Annotated in this window: 19 protein-coding genes; 15 read left to right on the top strand and 4 right to left on the bottom strand. The window is 39.4% G+C overall.

Annotated features, from left to right (window positions below):
* Positions 1-406: 406 nt before the first annotated feature.
* Complete coding sequence (locus tag AC1DWN_RS04535) at positions 407-898, top strand: GyrI-like domain-containing protein (RefSeq protein WP_477557752.1); 492 nt, start codon at positions 407-409, stop codon at positions 896-898.
* 98 nt (positions 899-996) lie between these two features.
* A complete protein-coding gene (locus tag AC1DWN_RS04530) occupies positions 997-1,887 on the top strand; it encodes a hypothetical protein (protein WP_477557751.1) in 891 nt (296 codons plus the stop codon).
* Positions 1,888-2,040: 153 nt separating this feature from the next.
* On the opposite strand, the gene AC1DWN_RS04525 is transcribed toward AC1DWN_RS04530, so the two are convergent.
* Both AC1DWN_RS04525 and AC1DWN_RS04520 read right to left on the bottom strand, forming a co-directional pair.
* Positions 2,041-2,346, bottom strand: coding sequence for a dehydrogenase (locus AC1DWN_RS04525; RefSeq protein WP_477557750.1), 306 nt, complete (start codon positions 2,344-2,346; stop codon positions 2,041-2,043).
* Positions 2,343-2,720, bottom strand: a complete 378-nt coding sequence (locus tag AC1DWN_RS04520; protein WP_477557749.1) for an SDR family NAD(P)-dependent oxidoreductase — start codon at positions 2,718-2,720, stop codon at positions 2,343-2,345. Before AC1DWN_RS04520 ends, AC1DWN_RS04525 begins: the two co-directional genes overlap by 4 nt.
* A 145-nt stretch (positions 2,721-2,865) precedes the next feature.
* On the opposite strand from AC1DWN_RS04520, the gene AC1DWN_RS04515 reads away from it, so the two are divergent.
* The 4 genes from AC1DWN_RS04515 (at position 2,866) to AC1DWN_RS04500 (ending at position 5,260) form a co-directional block, all read left to right on the top strand.
* Positions 2,866-3,441: a TetR family transcriptional regulator gene (locus AC1DWN_RS04515; protein ID WP_477557748.1), complete on the top strand. Its 576-nt coding sequence runs from the start codon at positions 2,866-2,868 to the stop codon at positions 3,439-3,441.
* Between the two features lie 89 nt (positions 3,442-3,530).
* The gene (locus tag AC1DWN_RS04510; RefSeq protein WP_477557747.1) at positions 3,531-4,007 is read left to right on the top strand and encodes a UPF0158 family protein; all 477 of its coding nucleotides are present in this window, start codon (positions 3,531-3,533) and stop codon (positions 4,005-4,007) included.
* A 120-nt stretch (positions 4,008-4,127) separates the two neighbouring features.
* A complete protein-coding gene (locus AC1DWN_RS04505) occupies positions 4,128-4,526 on the top strand; it encodes an RrF2 family transcriptional regulator (protein ID WP_477557746.1) in 399 nt (132 codons plus the stop codon).
* Positions 4,527-4,789: 263 nt separating this feature from the next.
* Entirely contained in the window at positions 4,790-5,260 is a 471-nt protein-coding gene (locus AC1DWN_RS04500; protein WP_477557745.1) for a hypothetical protein, read from the top strand.
* Positions 5,261-5,361: 101 nt separating this feature from the next.
* Here the strand turns inward: AC1DWN_RS04500 and AC1DWN_RS04495 are convergent, their stop codons facing one another.
* Positions 5,362-6,231, bottom strand: a complete 870-nt coding sequence (locus AC1DWN_RS04495; protein WP_477557744.1) for a helix-turn-helix domain-containing protein — start codon at positions 6,229-6,231, stop codon at positions 5,362-5,364.
* 127 nt (positions 6,232-6,358) lie between these two features.
* Here AC1DWN_RS04495 and AC1DWN_RS04490 point away from each other — a divergent pair, with 127 nt between their 5' ends.
* Positions 6,359-7,180 carry a phytanoyl-CoA dioxygenase family protein gene (locus AC1DWN_RS04490; RefSeq protein ID WP_477557743.1) on the top strand — a complete coding sequence of 274 codons (822 nt, stop codon included), beginning with the start codon at positions 6,359-6,361 and terminating at the stop codon, positions 7,178-7,180.
* Positions 7,181-7,402: 222 nt separating this feature from the next.
* On the top strand, positions 7,403-8,335 hold the full coding sequence (locus tag AC1DWN_RS04485; protein WP_477557742.1) for an NHL repeat-containing protein: 933 nt from the start codon (positions 7,403-7,405) through the stop codon (positions 8,333-8,335).
* Between the two features lie 73 nt (positions 8,336-8,408).
* On the opposite strand, the gene AC1DWN_RS04480 is transcribed toward AC1DWN_RS04485, so the two are convergent.
* Entirely contained in the window at positions 8,409-9,191 is a 783-nt protein-coding gene (locus tag AC1DWN_RS04480; RefSeq protein ID WP_477557741.1) for a phytanoyl-CoA dioxygenase family protein, read from the bottom strand.
* A 150-nt stretch (positions 9,192-9,341) separates the two neighbouring features.
* Between AC1DWN_RS04480 and AC1DWN_RS04475 the strand changes: the two genes are divergently transcribed.
* From AC1DWN_RS04475 to AC1DWN_RS04445, 7 genes are all read left to right on the top strand, one after another.
* Positions 9,342-10,217, top strand: coding sequence for an AraC family transcriptional regulator (locus AC1DWN_RS04475; protein WP_477557740.1), 876 nt, complete (start codon positions 9,342-9,344; stop codon positions 10,215-10,217).
* A 102-nt stretch (positions 10,218-10,319) separates the two neighbouring features.
* Positions 10,320-11,417 (top strand): GntR family transcriptional regulator, encoded by a 1,098-nt coding sequence (locus AC1DWN_RS04470; protein WP_477557739.1) that lies wholly within the window; start codon positions 10,320-10,322, stop codon positions 11,415-11,417.
* A 294-nt stretch (positions 11,418-11,711) separates the two neighbouring features.
* Positions 11,712-12,623, top strand: coding sequence for an ABC transporter permease (locus AC1DWN_RS04465; RefSeq protein WP_477557738.1), 912 nt, complete (start codon positions 11,712-11,714; stop codon positions 12,621-12,623).
* A gap of 12 nt (positions 12,624-12,635) precedes the next feature.
* Positions 12,636-13,526, top strand: a complete 891-nt coding sequence (locus tag AC1DWN_RS04460; protein ID WP_477557737.1) for a carbohydrate ABC transporter permease — start codon at positions 12,636-12,638, stop codon at positions 13,524-13,526.
* A gap of 38 nt (positions 13,527-13,564) precedes the next feature.
* Positions 13,565-15,223 (top strand): type 2 periplasmic-binding domain-containing protein, encoded by a 1,659-nt coding sequence (locus AC1DWN_RS04455; protein WP_477557736.1) that lies wholly within the window; start codon positions 13,565-13,567, stop codon positions 15,221-15,223.
* 69 nt (positions 15,224-15,292) lie between these two features.
* Positions 15,293-17,485: a glycosyl hydrolase family 95 catalytic domain-containing protein gene (locus tag AC1DWN_RS04450; protein WP_477557735.1), complete on the top strand. Its 2,193-nt coding sequence runs from the start codon at positions 15,293-15,295 to the stop codon at positions 17,483-17,485.
* A gap of 53 nt (positions 17,486-17,538) precedes the next feature.
* On the top strand, positions 17,539-20,086 hold a 2,548-nt coding region (locus tag AC1DWN_RS04445; RefSeq protein WP_477557734.1), incomplete at its 3' end, for a glycoside hydrolase family 38 N-terminal domain-containing protein.

Genomic DNA, 20,086 nt, shown 5'->3' with positions numbered 1-20,086 from the left:
AAAGTAGTGAACAAACTAGTCAAGGCGGCAGATATCGCCATGTAATCGGCGTGTGCGTCTATGGTGGTGAACATATGTTCTACTACGACTTGCAGGTATAGAGGCATCTTTACGACTACAAGGGGACGAACTAGATTTTACTCATATGTCTGCCAACTAYAAATCATAATTTTTACTTAATAACACAATGGGATGAGCCTCTGAGTAGCTGAAAAAAGCTTTGATTGTAACGATAGAGTCTCAGCCTTGACGTTAAGCTGACGGACAGGTTAGCGTGGTACTGCTTAAAATAAATACTGTACAGTACGAACTAACATTCGTATAATATGAATGGGCAATTAGTGTATATATGGATATTTATAGATTTATATGGTTATATGAAAAAATATCTTTATGGAGGTTTAATATGGAGGCAGTGATTGTAGAAAAGCATGTAATGAAATTAATGGGTTTAGCTACAAAAATTACACTATATGATGTGCAACAGAATAAGACGACACTTAAGTTAGCGTCAAGCTTTCTCGAAAGAAGAGCAGAAATTATAAATAGTGTTAATGAAAACGAAGTGTTTGGGATTTCAACGGACCCAGATGATTATGATCCTGAAACTGACCAATTCGAATTCTTCATTGGTATTGAAGTTTCATCAAATGAGGACATCCCAGTAGGAATGGTTTTTAGAGAGATTCCAGCAAACACTTATGTTTTATTTACATTCAAAGGTCCGTTTGATAATGCAGGTGCTGTGCATGCTTATTTATACTCTACGTGGTTAAAACAAAGCGGATATGAACTATCTGGTCTTTACAATATTGAAATCTACGATGAACGAAATCATGGTCCTGAGTCTGACGAATCATTTACAGATATTTGTTTTCCTGTACGAAAGAAACAATAAAAATCACATAATGGGGAACGATATTTCAGCGGTTGTGAAACCTTTCGGGAGGCAATGGCGTCCAATTAGACGTACCTTATCCGATAGGAGTGGATGATTTGAATTTGGGGAAGAAAATCCAGAGGGTAACATTGATGCTTGCGATTCCGGTAACGTTTATGATGGCAATAGTGGGGTGTGGCAAGGAGCAGTCTTCGACATTGGATCTCGTAACACCTGCGTCAAAGGTGGTGTCGAAGCTGGAACAACCTGGAGAGACAGGGGCATCGATCTTTCTGGATGATGCAAGTCTTTCGAAGGATGATACGCAATCACTGGAAGAAATCTCCGCGAAGGATGGCGAAAAATTCCTGGGCGTATTGAAGCAGCAGGATACCAAGGCATTGTCCGGACTCATGGCGCATGCGGAGAATGAGTATACCGAGGCTGATATGGCAAAGGTGTTGGAAGGATTCCTGCTATACTTTGACGGCTTGGAGAACCTGAGGCTGCTTTTCGAGGCTAACGTGCAAAATGACGAGTATTATGTTGAACATTACACTATCGCAGGTACGAAGGACGGTAAGGCGCGCTCTATTCCTTTTCAAATTAAATATGCCAAGTCCCAGGGGATGGAGCAGATTCAGGATGACGACAGGCGCGAGCCGCTGTACAACTCTCCACTGATCGGGCAATATCCCTATACGTTGCTGGAAGTTGAGCGTTACGTGCAGGCGCTGATGCAGAAGGACACTGAGAGCCTGGCGCTTCATTTGGGCATGTACGATGACAACAAGGAAACGAAGGCGGCAATGGAGCGGATGCTTCAGAAGTACGAAGAATCACTTGGTCTGAGCTCGGTAAAGGTAGTATCAAAGGGCTACGATGAGCAAGCGGATCAATACTTTTACGAGCTTCGCGATAGTAACCAGCAGTCGCACGAACTTTGGTTAGGCGGGGAAGAGCTAAAGATTGTGGACAAATGGGTGACCGGCCAAGCAATAGACTAATCGTTTTTTAGGCATTAAGCAGGGCAAGGATATAGCTCAGACGGAGCTTCAACTGCTGTGGGCACAGTACCAACTCATTCAGGATATGATTTTAACCATATAAAAGCGATAAGACAATCACCATCTTAATGGTTTTCTTATCGCTTTTTTTTATTAATTAGGAATTTGAGTCGGATCAAACCCTTGAGGGAATATTTCTTCAAAGCGGTCTTTATTCACGTATAGGTTATACCATGCATCTGCAATGATATCCGGATCCCCTGTGGTTCCGACTTGTACCATGGTCCCTATTGAAAGATGTCCGACAAATACACCTTTCTCTTTCAACTGATTGTATAGGTTTGAAGCATAATTACGAATACCCGACATAACGATGCCTCCATTCCCGACAAAAGGTAAAGGGAATATAGCAGATATTCCTGTTGTAAACAGAATTGCACCTGAACCGTTATTTATCATATCTGGTAATACCTCATTGACGGAAAGAACGCAGGCAGTAAATAGCTGTTTATTTGTTCTGATACACTTTCAGGTGTTGTTTCTAACACATTTGTGAATTTATCCCATCCTGCATAAGGGCTGAATTCTAGCAAATCGATAGAACCGAAATCTTTCTTAACTGTTTGAATGGCTTCTTTTAAAGCAGCTAAATCCGTTACATCCGCTACATAAGACTGTGCTTCAATATTTAGTTCTTTAAGTTCACTTACAATAATTGATAATTTCTCAGGGTTACGAGAAATGGCAGCTACCTTAAAGCCGTTATTTCCAAATTTTTTGGCTAGTGATAAACCCAATCCAGTACCCGCACCAATGATTAAAACAGTTTTCATTTTCATGAACTCCTTGTCTATGATATATTAAAGTAACGTCTGTTGCTTTAATGGATAATATACAGCCAATAAATTAATGAAACAACCAACAAACGATGTACGAATGTTGCTATAGCGACAAATCTGATAAATTGTCGGGTAAGGGGTGAAGAAAATAGCAACAAAAGTAATGAATGTACGAATGACACCAACTAAGCAGTCGTTAATTAACTCTTTTTTTCATTTAGTATCAAAAAAGGATTTTGAAAAAATAACAGTTGCGGATATAACAAAAGGTGCACAAGTTAATCGGGCTACATTCTATGCGCACTTCAATGACAAATACGAATTATTGGACCACATTATGGGAGATTCCGCATCGGCTGCTATCGTAAACCGTACTACTGGTGTAATGATATTTAATCAAGACAGTATTAAGCAACTCGTTTTAGCGGTATGCGATTTTTATCATCAACCGAAAATACAATGTCGCAGTAGCTATGTAGGCTTAGTCGTACCGCAATTGCAAGAAAAGATAGTATCTGAGTTGAAAGCATATTTGTTAAAAAGTCTAGAAAACAAGTATACAGATAACGAGAAGAGTATTTATGTACCTATTTTTGCACAAGTCATCCATGAAGGTGCCTTTCAATGGGCTTCTGGGAACGTAACTAATAATAAAGAGGAAGTAGCCGAGATGGTCTCATTATTATTAATAGGAGGATGTCCATCTTCGGACTAGCATTACGCTCACGGTTATCTATAGTTGAGTAGGAATTACATTTAATAAAGCTTTAGAAGAATTAATATCAATGAAAGGACAGGTATGAAATGAAGAAAAAAGCTGCGGTAAAATTAGATGATCTTATTAATGAAATTGAAATGCAAATGGATGAGACCGATACTTATATAAACACCCAGACAGGAGAAGTTATAACATTATCGGGAGAAGAGATGAGAGCGGCTGAAGATGAAGAGCCACTTGAAAATTATCCAGAATGGCAAAGAGAGAACATTGAACAAGCAATAAATATTATAGAGGATGAAGATGAGGTATACCTCGATTTCACATTAAAAAACGAGTACCATGAGTATGAAATAATAGAAGAATTTATCGGTACATTAAGTGAAACTGAGATCCGAGAAGAATTGTTTGGAGCTATACAAGGAAGAGGAGCGTTTAGAAGATTTAAAGATAGGATCATAGAACATGACGTCGATAAACAATGGTATGAATTTAAAGAAAAAAAGCTAAAGGCATTAGTTATTGAATGGTGTAAAGAGAAGGACCTTCTAATAGAGGAATGATAACGCTATGACAAAGCTGTTTGTTTACTGATGAAATGAGCGAATGTACGGATCAATTGCTTGCCTTTTAGAAATGTTAGAGTTATTATGGACTCATAAAGTCTTTAATGGAGGTGCCGAATGAAATATTCTCAGGCTACCGACTATGCGCTGCATGCGATGCTCTATCTGGTAACAGCGGCGCCTGATAAGCCTGTTGGTGTTCAAATACTTGCTGAGAGGCTAGGCGTTTCGCCAACCTATCTTTCCAAGATGATGACCAAGCTTGTCAAGGCAGGCCTGATTCAGTCCTCGCCAGGCGCAAACGGTGGATACCGCCTCAGACGGAAGCAGGAGGATATCTCCTTTCTTGATATCATCCATGCGATCGAAGGAACCGCTTCGTTGTTCGAATGCAGCCTGGATCACGGAAGTGAATGTCTGATCCAGCAGGTTGTAATCGACGCCGAACGTCAGATGGAACAGTATCTGGAGAACAAGAAAATAGCGGATTTGGTAGGTTTAATCAAGACGGAGTGAGAATCCGTCTTTTTTTAAGTGATTAAGGACATAACTTATCTATTATATATCTTATAAGAAAAGGAAACGATAGGTAAACCCTAACAACTGACTGATTGCACAGCGGCTGTTTGAGCTGTGAATTGAATTATTTCAAAGGTTTGAAGTAACTTCTCCATTCTTTCATTGAGCAGACTGGCAGGATTCTGCAACTTGATGGTTATTATTCACGTCTGTTATTATGGGTAAATTACTCATATAAAATTCTGAATGGAAGTGTTCCTGTGGTAAGAAAGGTTGTTATTACTTTTTTGTTGTTAGGATTCGGAATTATTTTATTTTCCATTTGGAACTATGTCGATGATGATGTAAGAAAGGTGTTGTTTGAACGACAACGTGCTTGGCAAGATCAAGATTTTCAGAAAGTAAAGCAAGTGTACATAAATATTGAAACAGAAGAAGTCCTTTTGACGGAAGATAGCAAAGTCATAACAGAGTTAATGAAGGATTTAAAACATAAGTTGGCAACAAATCAGTATTGGTTAATAGAAGTTAAGAAAGGTGAATTTATCCCTTACAATAAGGGGGGATGGGAATTAGTTTTTAAAACGGATGAATATGAGAACTTGGCCTTCGCAAAATATTCACTACTAGGTGACRTACTTACTTATCAAACGTTCTATGGGCCAGTTGCCACGTTTGCTTCAAGCGAAGTTTTAAAAAAGCTACTTAGAGAAAAGGAATTAATATTATAATGCTATTAAAGTAATGGGAAACGATTTATGAAAACCTCTCTTCAGAGAAATTAAACTGAGAAGGGGTTCTTAAGTTGTTACTGCGGTAATGAATAGTTGGATTATTTCCCTCTAAAAGCCCCTGGAGACAAGCCTTCGCGTGATCGAAACATATTTGTAAAATGACTGACATCCGAAAATCCGCAGTATTCAGCTATTTTGGCGATCGAATATGTGGAAGTGGACAGCAGTTCCTTCGCGTGATCCAACCTAAGGTTTATTAGGAACTGATGTGGAGGAGCACCGTAACGCTCACGAAAAACCGCCCGGAATCGAGAAGGGGAAAGGTTTGTGCGCTTAGCCAAGTCCTCTATACACAGTGTTTCGGCAAGATGAAACGAAAAATAAGACGGAATCCAATCCAGATCGTGAGAATGGCTTGATTTGAGATTGTCAGGATTAGAGTGGTCTTGAATGATGTGATGAAGGAGCTGGGTAGCTATTGTTTGCGCCTTTAGCTTGGATAAAGGATTCGGTTTAAGCCAGCTTTCTATCATATCCAATAACAAATTACGATAAAGATAAGACTTGCTGGGCTCTAGGAGAACTGGGATTGATAAACCTTCGAAGTCGTTAAGTTTTGGCTGCATGAGATGCTGGAAGGCATGTAGATCGATCTGTCCTGGCTTTGTCGGAAAGCTCTTGTCTCTGTCAGCTTGGAAGAAAAAGTCCATATGAGCAAATGGTGTTGCATTATCAGCAAAAGCTTGTAAATCATGCACAGTTCCGGGTTGGAGCAAGCAGAATTGACCTTCTTGGAGCTGATATTTAGTTCCATCGGCGACGACCGTTAGTTCTCCTTTTTGTATATAGATAAGCAAATAGTCTAGAAGTTTCCGGAAAGGAGAATAATAGGCGGAACGTACCGCGAAATCGCTCTCTCTTATGTAGGGGACAATAGGGTGAGTGTTAGTAAATGAAAACAGATTCATAATAGCCACCTTTACATTCAGTCATTTTATACAACTAAAACGATCATTACACACAAAGACTAAACTGTCAAAATCTCTTACAATTAGCTATGTAATGAAAGAATGAATATAGAGGAGCGGATTCTGAATGAGCATAATAAACAACCTTCCTGATTTGACCGAGGAGCACCATCTCCCTGAAGAACAAATTCTAAACTACCAGCGCGATGGACATACAATAGTGAGAGCATTAGCGAAAGACGACGAAGTTTCCATCTATCGCGATGTAATCAGTGAGATCGTAAAAGAACAAAACAACAACACAAAACCGTTGGAAGAACGGGATACGTATGGTAAAGCTTTTATTCAGATCTCAAACCTATGGAGAATGAGCGAATCTGTTGAAAAATTTGTTATGGCGCGTCGTTTTGCAAAAGTCGCCGCTGATCTGATGAGAGTTCCATCAGTAAGAATATATCATGATCAAGCCTTATTCAAAGAGCCCGGAGGCGGACATACGCCATGGCATCAGGACCAAATTTATTGGCCATTGGACACGGACAAAACAATAACGCTATGGATGCCGCTTGTTCCCATTTCGGAGGAAGTAGGATCTATGACCTTTGCTTCCGCTACTCATGGCAATGGCATTATTACGAAGCAAGAGATTTCGGATGAATCGCATCGCACCTTCAAGGATTACGTTGAGGGTAAAGGTATAGAGCAGGCAAACTATGGAGCAATGGCAGCTGGAGACGCTACGTTTCACTCGGGGTGGACGCTCCACAGCGCACCAGGCAATCCAACGGAACATATGCGCGAGGTAATGACCATTATTTATATTGCGGATGGGCTACCTATTGCTGAACCGGATAGTAATGCACGAAGAAATGACTTGGCAAATTGGTTTCCAGGACTTAAACCGGGAGATGTTGCCGCTAGTCCTCTTAATCCTATTGTATATCCATAGTTTTTTGAAAGTCGTTCTTGCTTCAACAAGAACGATTTTTTCTTTCGACCATCTGAGATCTAAAATGTCCATATAGTGCAAAATTAAGTCTTATTATTTCAAAGACTAGTGATTCTTGGGAGTATATGATAAAAGAATGCGCTATCACTAATTGAGTTTTAGTGTAGAATAGTTAATACAAATACTTACCACTAACTTAACTAAAGAATAGAGGAATTAAATATGACAACTAACAAACTTCCGCAATTAGGAAATACGGTACGCAGCTATGATCTTGTTCCAGGCTGGGCAAAGCTACCTGCAAACTTAGAGTTTGGCTATACACATGGAATTGTCGTTGACCAACAGGATAACGTCTATGTCTTTCATACAGGAAAACCATCCATTTTCAAATTTAACGAGAGTGGTGAATTTTTAGCGGCTTGGGGCGAAGAGTTCGAAGGTGGCGCACACGGATTTTATCTCCATATGGACCAAGGCACAGAATACCTATTTATTACAGACACCGCTCGAAATAATGTTGTGAAAATGGATCTAAGTGGAAACCACTTGCTGACATTGGGAACACCTGATCGTCCTGATATTTACAATGAGGAGCTTACCTATATCCCTACCGATGTAGCGGTTTCGGCAAATGGTGATATTTATGTATCCGATGGCTATGGCCAAAGCTGGGTTCACCACTATACGGCAGCAGGGGAATATATCCGTTCATGGGGCGGAAAAGGTACGGAATTGGGACAATTGAACTGTCCACATGGTATTTCCATTGATGTTCGCAGTGGTATAGAAGAAGTTTATGTTGCGGATCGTGGCAATCATCGGATTCAAGTTTTTACCTTACAGGGTGATTTCAAAAGAGTTATCGTTGATGATATGGACCAGCCTTGCAGCTTTTATTATCATGGGGATGATCTCTTCTTCCCAGACTTAAACAGCCGAATTACGATTTTCGATAAACATGATCGGTTGATCTGTCATTTAGGTGAAGACCAACAGGCTTACAAACAAGCAGGCTGGCCGAATTTACCTAAGCCTTACTACAAAGATAATAAATTCAGCTCACCTCATGGTATTTGTGTAGATTCCAAGGGCTCAGTTTATGTTGCTGAATGGATTTTCGATGGACGTGTAACTAAGCTTACACTGGCATAATCGTATAATGAATAATCGGAACCGGCGTGTCCATATTGACTGGACACGCCGGTTCTTTGTATTGATTTAGACCTTATTTACTAAAGCTAGTGCTATCCTTGAAGTTGAAATGAATCGATGCGTCAAATTTAGGAAATGGCAGATATGAATTTTTAACTTCGCCCATATTACCGCGCATTAAATGTATACTGTGATTTTCATTCAAGACTCGAGTGCTTGTTGGGATATAACGAATGGTTAAGCCTGCACGACGGTGCGGGGAGTGATTCGCTTTTGAGCCATGAATGATGTTTGGATGATGAATGGATACACTCCCAGATTTTAAAATGAGGTCTACAGCTTTGGATTCATCAACAAATTCCTTCTCAATTTCTGAGCTCAGTACGTTCTCAACCTCGAAGCTGCCTTTCATTTCTTGTAATTTAATTTTATGTGATCCAGGGATAACACGTAAGCAACCATTTTCAACGATGGAATCATCAACTGCTAACCATAAGGTAATGACCTTCATGGGTTCTAACGGCCAATAGCTGCCATCTTGATGCCATAGGACTGGTTGACCATTAAAAGCAGGCTTGCTAATATAATGGGAAGCAAAGAGGGCAATGTCAGGACCTATAAATGTTTCTGCGATATCCAATAAACGTTTATCACTTACAAGTCGTAACCAGAATGGATCATTCTTAACTAAATCATTATGGAGCGCCTCAGGACGAAGATTTGGATTTTTTTCTATTAACCATTGAATATGCTCCTGTGCTTCTTTCATTAGATCGCTATCAAGTACATCAGGAAAGATGAGGTAGCCCTCTTTATCGTATTTCTCTACCATTGCTGAATTTATTATCGCTGTCATTTCAATCGTCTCCTTTAAATGTATGAATGTAATTCTTAACTCAAATGTACAAAAATACTTGGCTTTCTGTCTTTGTATGACTGAGCCTTTTTTTTATATCAGTCTGCCATCTTATTAAGATCCTGTATGAAAAAGAGAAAGGAATTGTATATGGATATTCATCAACTTAATACAATAGCTCTAGATCTACAGAATGAAGATACAGCAATTCATGTTTTTTATTGGGGTTATTTAGAGAAACACTATACTCACGAGCTTCATAAACATTCTTTTTTTGAATGTTGTTACATAACTAGCGGGTCTGGATACTACATCGATAATGGTGTGCGTTATGATTTGCATGAAGGAGACAGTTTTCTTTCTAAGCCGGGTATATGGCATCAAATAGAAGGTAATTCCGAGGTAGGAATTGGAATCGCATATCTTGCTTTTGAGTTATTAGAAGAAAGGTCATCTATGGAAGTGATAAATGGGTATCATCGATTGCTTAAAACGGAACACGTCGTAGTAAAAGCAGAAACCCCATCCACAATGGTGTCTTTATGGAAAACAATATTGAATACGGGACACAATGGCGTAGCAAATCGACAGATGCTAAAGCATATGGCTTTTACCCTGATCTTTTCTATTTTTGAATTATTTCTCGATAAAGAAGACGATGTGGATATCGTTTCGATTAGAACAAATGAATCCATGATCTTGAACCAAGCCAAGCTATATATTGTAGATAACGTATCGATAAGAATTAAGTTTCAGGATTTAGCGAAGCACCTACATATCTCAGTTAGGCAGCTTTCTCGTCTATTTAAAGATGAGTTAGGTGAAACCTTTTCGGAATATTATCGGAAGACCAAAATTACTATCGCAACATCTCTATTGGAAACATCAAGCTACTCATTGGCACAAATTTCAGAATTAACCGGGTTTTATTCAGTCCATCACTTCACCAAAGCCTATAAACAAGCTACCGGATATACCCCTGGGCAATGGCGAAAGATGGCAGGATGGAATAAAACAAGAGCATAAAACGCCTCGACAGCATCCGAGTTGTATTAAAAAAGTTGACACAGTTATTTCAGTTGGTTAAAGTGAAAGTTATGAAACTACATCAGTTGAGGAGAATGCTGTGTGGCGGTTAAATATATGGTTATCAAAGAAGACATTAAAAATAGACTTAAAAGCGGAGAGTGGACGGAAGGCAATAGAATTCCGTCTAGTAGAGAATTTGCTCAACATTATAATTCAAGTGTGAATACGGTGGAGAAAGCTATTAAAGAATTAACGGCGGAAGGATGGCTCAACAGAGATAGCAGAAGAGGTRCTTTCATGGAAGATAAAATGGTTACTAGTCTTGATCGTACTCACTTGGTGGCTGCTTTTGTTTTTGGCATTGAAAATCCTTTATGGTCGTCTGCGTTAAGAGGGATTGAGGATGTCTTGTACCTAAAGGGCTTTCAACTATTAACTTCAAGTGATGAACGGAATCTCGAGAAGTTGGAAATGCTGGTTAAAGGGGCGGTTGCAAGGAAAGTTGAAGGGGTGATTTTATGTCCCATTATGAGACAAGGTCATGAAGATATTAACCATCGAATCTTTTCTATGCTGCAAGATAATGGAATTAAAGTCGTGTTCTTAGATAGAATTGTTTACAATACGGATATTCCATATGTAACTAGCGATAATCTTGCTGGAGCTTATAATCTTACAAAGTTGTTGATTGATAAAGGACATCGTCGTATTTTATTTATCCGAAATTCGAATTTGAGTACGATGAATGAGCGGTTTTTGGGATTTAAACAGGCAATTATCGACTCGAATCTAGATTATTCCGAGGAGTTCGACGTATTCATTCCAACTAGGAAGGAGGATTTTTCGGAAGAATTTGACGAGTATTGTGAGGTTTTTGAGCAAAAGATGAAACATATGAATTTTACGGCTGTATTTACAGCGAATGATCAGATTGCTGAAGCTGCTATCAGTTCATTTGCAAAATTGAAATATAATATACCTGGTGATGTATCTCTAGTAACCTATGATGCGATGAATTTAAATCGTAAAATAAATCTTAATGTAACTGGAGTTTCACAACCCTTTTATGAGATGGGGCAGTGTGCTGCAAAACAATTGCTCAGCTTGATTGATGGTAAAGAAGATCAACATATTTTCGGACAAATATGTAAATCAAAAATACATATTGGTGATTCAATTAAACCTATTTCAGTCTGAGCCTCATGGGCTAAGCGTGATCATTCATTCTACAAAACAGGCATCCCTTTCCCGAGTGATATGGTATGCCTATTTCCCGTTTCATTGTGAAGCCGTAAGTTAACCACACTAATCGTTGTATCACTTTCTGTATTCAAAAATATGCGTTAAAATGATGTCATAATAATACAGTATTGACACAGTTTGAAGTTGGGTATAATATGAATTTTGTGAAATAAAAGGTTCTTAATTGGAGTGGTGAAAGCGATTACTTTTTCGCGAATCAATGTTATTCGGGGGGGAAGGTGAAGCCATGTGTTGAGTCTACGCAAGTTTTCAGAAATGTTTTGGAATCAACGGTATTTATTTCTGATGGTGTTACCTGGTTTGCTAATTGTATTGGTTTTTAGTTATTTTCCTATGTATGGAATACAGATTGCTTTCAAAAAGTATAGTGCGGCTCAAGGTATTTGGGGCAGCCAATGGGTAGGGTTTAAATATTTCATTTTATTTTTTAATGATCCGATGGCACTTAGGGTTCTTAAGAACACTTTATTGCTCGGCATATATTCCTTGTTCTGGGGATTTCCAGCTCCAATAATTCTCGCATTGTTATTTAATGAGATAAAAAACTCTGTTTTCAAAAAAGTTGTACAGACCATTTCTTATCTGCCTCATTTTATATCTACAGTGATAATTGTGGGGATGATTAGGTCATTTACAGAGCGAGAGGGTTTATTCAACAAAATTGTATCCTTATTTGGATATGATCCGATTGTTTTCCTCTCAGAACCGAGTTGGTTCAGGTCCATATTTATTAGTACAGGTATCTGGCAGGGAATTGGTTTCAGTACAATACTATATTTGGCATCGTTAAGCGGTGTTGATCCAACACTATATGACGCTGCAAGTATCGATGGAGCCAGTCGATGGAAAAAGGTGCTAAATATTAACTGGCCACAAATCAAATCGACTACGATTATTTTGTTAATATTATCTGTTAGCGGTATTCTAGGAACTGATTTTCAGAAGGTTCTTTTACTGTACAATCCAGATACCTATGTAGTAGCTGATGTAATTGGAACGTTTCTTTACCGTGAAGGTATCATGGGTGCAAGATTTGAATATACAACGGCAATTGGGCTCTTTCAGTCAGTAATTGCTTTTATATTACTTGTCATTGCAAACAAGTTAAGCCGTAAGGTTTCGGAAACTAGCATCTGGTAGGAGGTGTCGAAAATGGTAGGTAAGGAGAGTCTGGGTTCGAAAATATTTGACCTAGTCAATATTTTTATAATGCTTCTTCTATGTGTAGCCATGCTATATCCATTCTTGAACGTTATCGCAGTTTCTTTAAGTAATGCTGAACATATTCTTAAAGGCGATATTACGATTTTTCCAAAAGGATTTAGCCTAAATGGTTATAGTTACATATTTAAAGATCCCTTTCTTTATTCAGGTTACTTTCATTCCATCGTATACGCGGTTGGATCTACTTTATTTATGCTAACATTTACTTCACTCATGGCTTATCCTCTAACAATTTCAAACTTCATGGCAAAAAAAGGCATTTCAATATTTCTAGTCATTACGATGTTCTTTAGCGGTGGTATGATTCCTTCTTACTTACTTGCTCGCAACCTTCATTTACTTGATACTTACTGGATTATGATCCTTCCCGGTTGTGTGTCTGCGTTTAATGTATTATTGTTTAGATCTTTTTACCAATCATTACCGTCTGATTTGCGTGAATCAGCGTTAATCGATGGAGCTAACGATATACAAATTTTATTTAAAATATATGTACCATTATCAAAGCCGCTTCTGGCAACCTTTGCTCTATTTGGTATCGTTGGAAGCTGGAACAGCTGGTTTGAGGCTCTTATATACCTTAATGACGAAAACAAATATCCGCTGCAATTAATTCTTAGAAAATACCTGTTTACTTTATCATTTGAATCAGGTTCTGGCACATCAGGCATGCAAGCGATGCTCGCACAAATGCAAATGGACCCTAAAAATATTCAAATGGCCATAGTCGTCTTAGCTATGTTTCCAATCATGTTAATATATCCATTTCTTCAAAAATATTTTGTGAAAGGTGTAATGATTGGAGCTATTAAAGGCTAACGGTTAGTGAATGATGAATATAAATTTGGAGGGATAACATGAAAATTCGTGCTAAATTAAGTTCACTCTGTCTTGCGGTCATTTTAATCATTGGAACTATTCTTGCAGGATGCAGCTCTGCCTCAAATACAGAAAAAGCGATTAACGGCGAAAGTACGACAAAATCAGGTGAAACACTAAGCTTTTCAGTTACTTTGCCTTCATTTGGTGGGAAAATGGAAGACGCCATTGTGCAGAAGAAATGGCTTAGTGAGATGGAGTCCCTGATGGGTAAAAAGCTTAATATTAAATTTAATTATATTCCAATTAGTGAATACGCTGATAAGACAAAACTTTTGCTTGCAAGTGGTGACACTACGGATTTATTTATGATTATGAGTCAGGACATTTATAAACAGTTTGAAACGGATGGCTCTTTTCTAGATTTAAGCCAATATAAAGAACTTCTACCTAATTATATGAGTTTAGTTGATCAGGCTACCGACGGGGAGATTAAGGCTATCCGATCAGATGGAAAGTTTTATGGATTATGGAACATTGCGTTGCCTAGACAGGCGAAAGATAAAGGAATGGGTGTGTATACCCCAGCAACTTATAGATATGATATTTTCGAAAAGAATGCTTTGGAAATTCCGAAAACGTTAGATGAGTTATATGAAGTAGCAAAAAAGTTGAAAGAAATATATCCAAACTCATACCCAATAAACTCGCAATGGAAATCCTTTGATCCTATCTTTCTTGCTAATCATAACGGTGGACCTAAAATATACTGGAATGGCGAAAAATATGTTTATGGAGCTTTAGAAGAGTCTTATATGGAATCACTGCAATTTGCAAATAAACTATTCTCAGAAAAGCTATTAGATCCTGAGGTGTTTTCTGATAGCGATGATGCTACGAAGAAGAAAGCATTGACAGGTGTGAATTTCATCCTTTTACAAAATTGGTTTAACTTAGCTGGTGATTGGAGTCGAACGGCAACGGGAGGAGAAAAGTTTGTAATCTCACTTTTTCCTGACAACCCGAAATATGGAACAGCTTGGCAAAGCATAAGTGATTTCAATTCAGTAACTGTTGAACTTAACGCGGCTATGGTTGTAAATCCCAAATCGAAGAACGTGAAAGAATTAGTTAAATTATTAGATCTACAGTACAAACCAGAAATAATTGAATTGATTACTTGGGGAATTGAAGGCGAATCATTTACTCGAGATACAAATGGCAAACCTACTTTTGTTGATACGATAAAAAATGCAGCTAATCCTTGGTCAGAAGGTGATAAATATGGAATGAGATCAAGCGCCTCATTCCGTCCTGGATTTCAAATGGCAATCGACACTTGGGCTTTCGTTGATTTTGCTCCTAAAGACCCTAGTATATTGAATGGTACATTTGTTGAAAAACCTTGGGAGACTGCTTTCAATGATATGTCATACCCGAATGACTACACTCCTCCTTGGGTAAGAGAACCCTATCTTGAGTTTACAGATGATGAAAAAGAACAGATTGCAACGAATATGACACCGATAAACACTTATGTAGCAGAGATGCAAAATAAATTCATCAATGGGAAAGAAACCTTTGCAACCTGGACTGCCTTTCAAGAAAAAATTAAGAAGACCGGCAATCTCGATAAAGTTCTCCAAATCTATAATGATGCCCTATTAAGATATCAAGATAGAAAGTCAGCTAATTAATAGTGAATATCCCGCTAAATCCCCTTTTTTCAAAGGGGATTTAGCGGGACCCAATAGGAGGATGACCAAATGCAAGCTGAATATGGATGGAAAGAAAGAATGGAGCGTTATAAGGGAATCTTTACAGAACCGCCAAAAAACGTACCTTCGGACAAGGTGGTCGATGGTCCTTTAATCGGAAACGGTGATGTCGGTGTTGTCATTAGCGGTTCACCTGTGCAGCAGCGTCTATGGATATCGAAGACCGACTTTTGGAAAGCAAAACGAATATACCAAAACGGAAGCCCTTGTTTACTAGGGGGAATCGACATTCAAATCCCTGCACTGGACAATGCTTCGTATTATTGTGAACAACGACTGCTCGAAGCAGAGGTTTTCTCAACATTTCAGACTGAGAAAACGTCAGTCTCCATGCGTTCGTGGGTTTCGGCAATTGAAAATGTGGTGGTAGTGGAACTGAATTGCGAAGGTGAGGCTGTACCGATTAAGGTGGATTTGTGGACGCAGTCAGGTAACGAATCAGATAACGAATATGGACATAATAGCGATTGCTTATGGGCGACACGAAAGTTTATCGGCTCTGATTTGGAATGGTCGACTGAAGGCGTCATTGCTATGCGCAGCTTAGCCGAAGGGAACAGAGAATTTACACTGCAGCCTGGGGAAAAAACATATATCGTCGCCTATGTACTGACGAATCATGATGAGGAAAACTACTTACAACAATCAATTGGAAGAATAGAGCGTTGCGACGAGACTGTTATTGCTTCGATCCGTTCGGAGCATGATGACTGGTGGAGTCACTTCTGGGCAAAGTCAGCAATTGAAATCGGCGATGAATTACTGGAGAAATTTTGGTATGGCTCTCATTACATTATGGCTTGTTGCAGTCGCAACAAACAGTTTCCACCGGGCCTGTTCGGCAGCTGGATAACGACTGACAGACCTGCTTGGGCCGGTGATTATCACTTGAATTATAATTATCAAGCTCCTTGGTGGGGAGTCTATTCATCCAATCATATCGAGTTGAGCGAGCCCTATGATACGCCGTTGCTTGAATATATGTCAACCGGACGCAAGAATGCTGAAAAGTATTTAGAATGCAGAGGGCTATATTACGAGGTAGGTATAGGACCAAAAGGATTGCCGACAGCAGAGGTGGTTCATACATCGTATGAGGATGGTCATTTGTTCTTAGGGCAGAAAAGCAATGCTGCTCTTTGCACAGTTAATATGCTGATGCGTTATTACTATACCTATGATTTACAATATGCCGGTCAGGTTGCTTATCCGTTTCTAATTGAGGTAGCGAATTTCTGGGAAGATTATTTGAAATTTGAAGATAACAGGTACGTTATTTACCGAGATGCTGTTCACGAAGTTCCCTCATGGTCAGACTCACATACCGATGATGAATGGATGAAAGGCTTTGAGGATATGAATCCGATCCTTTCATTAGGAGTTGTTCGGATGCTCTTCAAAGGGATACTCGACATTTCAAGGGAGCTCAGTATCGATGAGAATCGTCGTGAAAAATGGACACATATCGTTGAGCATATGAGTGATTTTCCGACATACGAACGTGATGGAAAGAAGATATTCCGGTTAACGGAGCAAGGACTGGATTGGTACGATGATAATACACTTGCCGTTCAGCATATTTGGCCAGTTGGAGCGATAGGCCTAAATTCAGACCCGGCGTTGCTTGAAGTTGCAAAAGATACAATAACTACAATAAATCGATGGACGGATTATAACGGTTTCCCAACGATTTTTACAGCTGCAGCAAGGGTCGGATATAACCCTGAAGTTATCTTGCAGGAGCTTCGTCGTCAGTGTCTCGAACACAGTTATCCAAACTTATTTATCTTCTTCGGTGGAGGCGGTATCGAGTGCTGCAGCGCTGTTCCTTCAGCAATTAACGAGATGCTGATTCAAAGCCATGAGCATGTCATTCGATTGTTTCCTGTATGGCCTCGTGAGAAAGATGCCAGCTTTACAAACTTAAGAGCAGTTGGGGCTTTTCTTGTATCTAGTGAGCTAACAGATAAAAATGTAACATATGTGAATGTTCATAGCGAGAAAGGAAAAATGTGTCACATCATTAACCCATGGTCAACCGGAGAATTCTATATCATGGAAACAGATGGAGAAACACAACGCAAAATCGAATGGCAGTTGTCTGGCAACATTATTTCTTTTGCAACGGAAACGGGGAAACTGTATACCCTTAAATGTAGTGAACTGGAATCCATCGAATAGATGGTGAGAGTAGTTCCCGATTTTTGGTCAGTAACTGCATGAGGAGAAGAGAGATGTCAAAAATAAAAGAAGTGCTAGTACTTCATCATAGTCATTTGGATGTTGGCTATACGCATGCGCAGCCTATACTACTCGAAATGCAAAAAAAGTATATTGATCAAGCCTTGGAGATGTGCGAATTAACAGAGGAATGGTCAGAAGAGAATAAATTTCGCTGGACCTGTGAAGCCGTTTATCCTGTATTACTTTGGCTTAGGACAGCCAATCCAAAACAATTAGAAGATTTCACCAGATTTCTACACAACGGTCAAATGAGCATCACAGCTTCTTATCTGCACACCACACCTTTGTGTACTGCTGAAGAAATAGCAAAGATGCTGTATCCGATTAGACAATTACGTACTGAATTTGGTATTGAGATAAAAACGGCTATTAATCATGATATAAACGGCCAACCATGGCCTTATAGTCAGTTGTTATTAGATGCGGGTGTGGAGTTTTTCATTATGGGCATTAATATTCATTTTGGAGGATTTCCATTAACTCGTCCAAAAGCGTTCCATTGGCAAGCGCCGGATGGCAGAAAGTTGTTAACTTTTAATGGTGAGCATTATTCACTTTTTAGTCAAATTTGTCATGTTAATGCTAAAGACACGAATATTATGGCCGAAGGCTTAGCCCAATATTTGAAGAAGATCGATGCAGATCCAGACTATCCATTTGATTTTGTTTATTTGACTGCGACGAATTTGCCGTTATACGACAACAATCCACCAGATCGTGAATTAGCGTATTTAATTAAAGCTTGGAATGAAGAGCAACGGGAACAGAAAATATCCTTTGTCACACCGGAGCAATTATATGCAAGGGTGAAGAAGCATGAGAAGCAATTACAAGTACACTCTGGCGATTGGACGGATTACTGGAACTTCGGTTCAGGCAGCTCAGCCAAAGAAGGCAAACTTAATCGGAGAACGAAGCAAGGTATGAAGGCAGTAGAACTCATAGAAGCTTTCCATCCTCAGGAAGACCCGTCCTATATGCAATTGAAGAAACAAGCCTGGGAACAAATTCATTTATACGATGAACACACTTGGGGCGTGTTCAACGCAATTAGCGAGCCCGACCATCTGAATGTGGATATTCAATGGATGCACAAAGCTCATTATGCTTATCAAGCCAACAGCTTAACGGGTTACTTATTAGGGACACAAATGGAGATATTAGCGAATAATCCACTGCAATCAGATGAACCTGAGGGAATACTATTGGTAAACCCGTCTTCTGTTCCTATTATGCATGACATTCGAGTTCATTCAAGTTTTACTGCAAAAGGGAAGCATCTTAGCGCAGACAGAATGCGCCAAGTACTGATGAACAACGAAAGAAATCATACAGGGGTAAGCTATGGCACTGTAGAGCTGGCGCCTTTTAGTTGGAGAAAAATTCCGTATCTTACTATGCAAGAAGCAGAATTATCTACAGATATACATGCACATTCAGGCATAATTAAAGCGGCTGGAGAAGGCCCTTTGTTTAGGGAAGTTACTACTGAAGAGGGGAGAATTGAAACCCCATTTCATATATGCAGCTTTGACCCTTCAACAGGTCGAATTACGAGTTTATATGATAAACAGCAAGATTGGGAAGTGCTTGATCTAACAAGTCCATGGAGCTTGTTTCAATACGTACAGGAGACTGTCGATTCAAACTATCATCCTAATAACCGAAGCGCCATTTTTCCGAGAGATGTTGAGAAAGGCAATAATGGTATTAGTGYATGGAACCATGACTGGAAGGCTAAAAGACAAACCTATTCAAGAATGAAGTCTTGCCAGGTTGAGCGAGGCGCGCTTAGTGCTACTTTGATCATTTGCTGGGAAGCGCCTGGTGTGGATAATCTGGAGCAACGGTTTACCTTTTTTAGTTATCGCGCAGAAATTGAGATGACGGCTTCTTTCCAGAAACAAGATATTACGACTCCCGAAGGTACCTATTTTGCTATTCCATTAAACGTTCGGGAGTGGCAGTGTCACTATGATACTGCTGGTCAATTTGTTGAGTTGGATGCACAGCAATTACCGGGAGTATGTAGAGATTATTTGACGGTAGATAAGAGTGTTTCGGTATATGATGGACAGCACGGAGTAACCTTGGTTTGCCCGGATGCTCCGCTTGTGCAAGTAGGGGGTTTTAACTTCGGCAAAGAACAAGAGAGTGTTCCAAGACATGAGAATCCGCTCTTATTAGCGTGGCCGATGAATAATTACTGGGATACAAATTTTCGAGCACGCCAGCCCGGATTTGTCTCATTCACTTACGTATTGTCTACATTTAGTTTCTTTGATCCCGCTGATGTGATACAGTCTGCCATCCAGGCTGTATCCCCTATACTGACAACACCAGTCATAGATTGTAAGGAAGTGACATCCGGTCAATTCATTCAGATCAGCGGTAAGGGTGTTCAACTATTCGATGTGAAACCGTCTGAAGAAGGTAAAGGAATTCTTGTACGTCTCAGCAATTGTACGGATCAAGTAGTTGATACACAGCTACATTTTCCAAACGTAAAGATTGAAGCTGCATATCGGACAAATGCCC

Source organism: Paenibacillus sp. P4_A7 (assembly GCF_056402455.1).
This window is presented reverse-complemented; position numbering and strand designations above follow the sequence as displayed.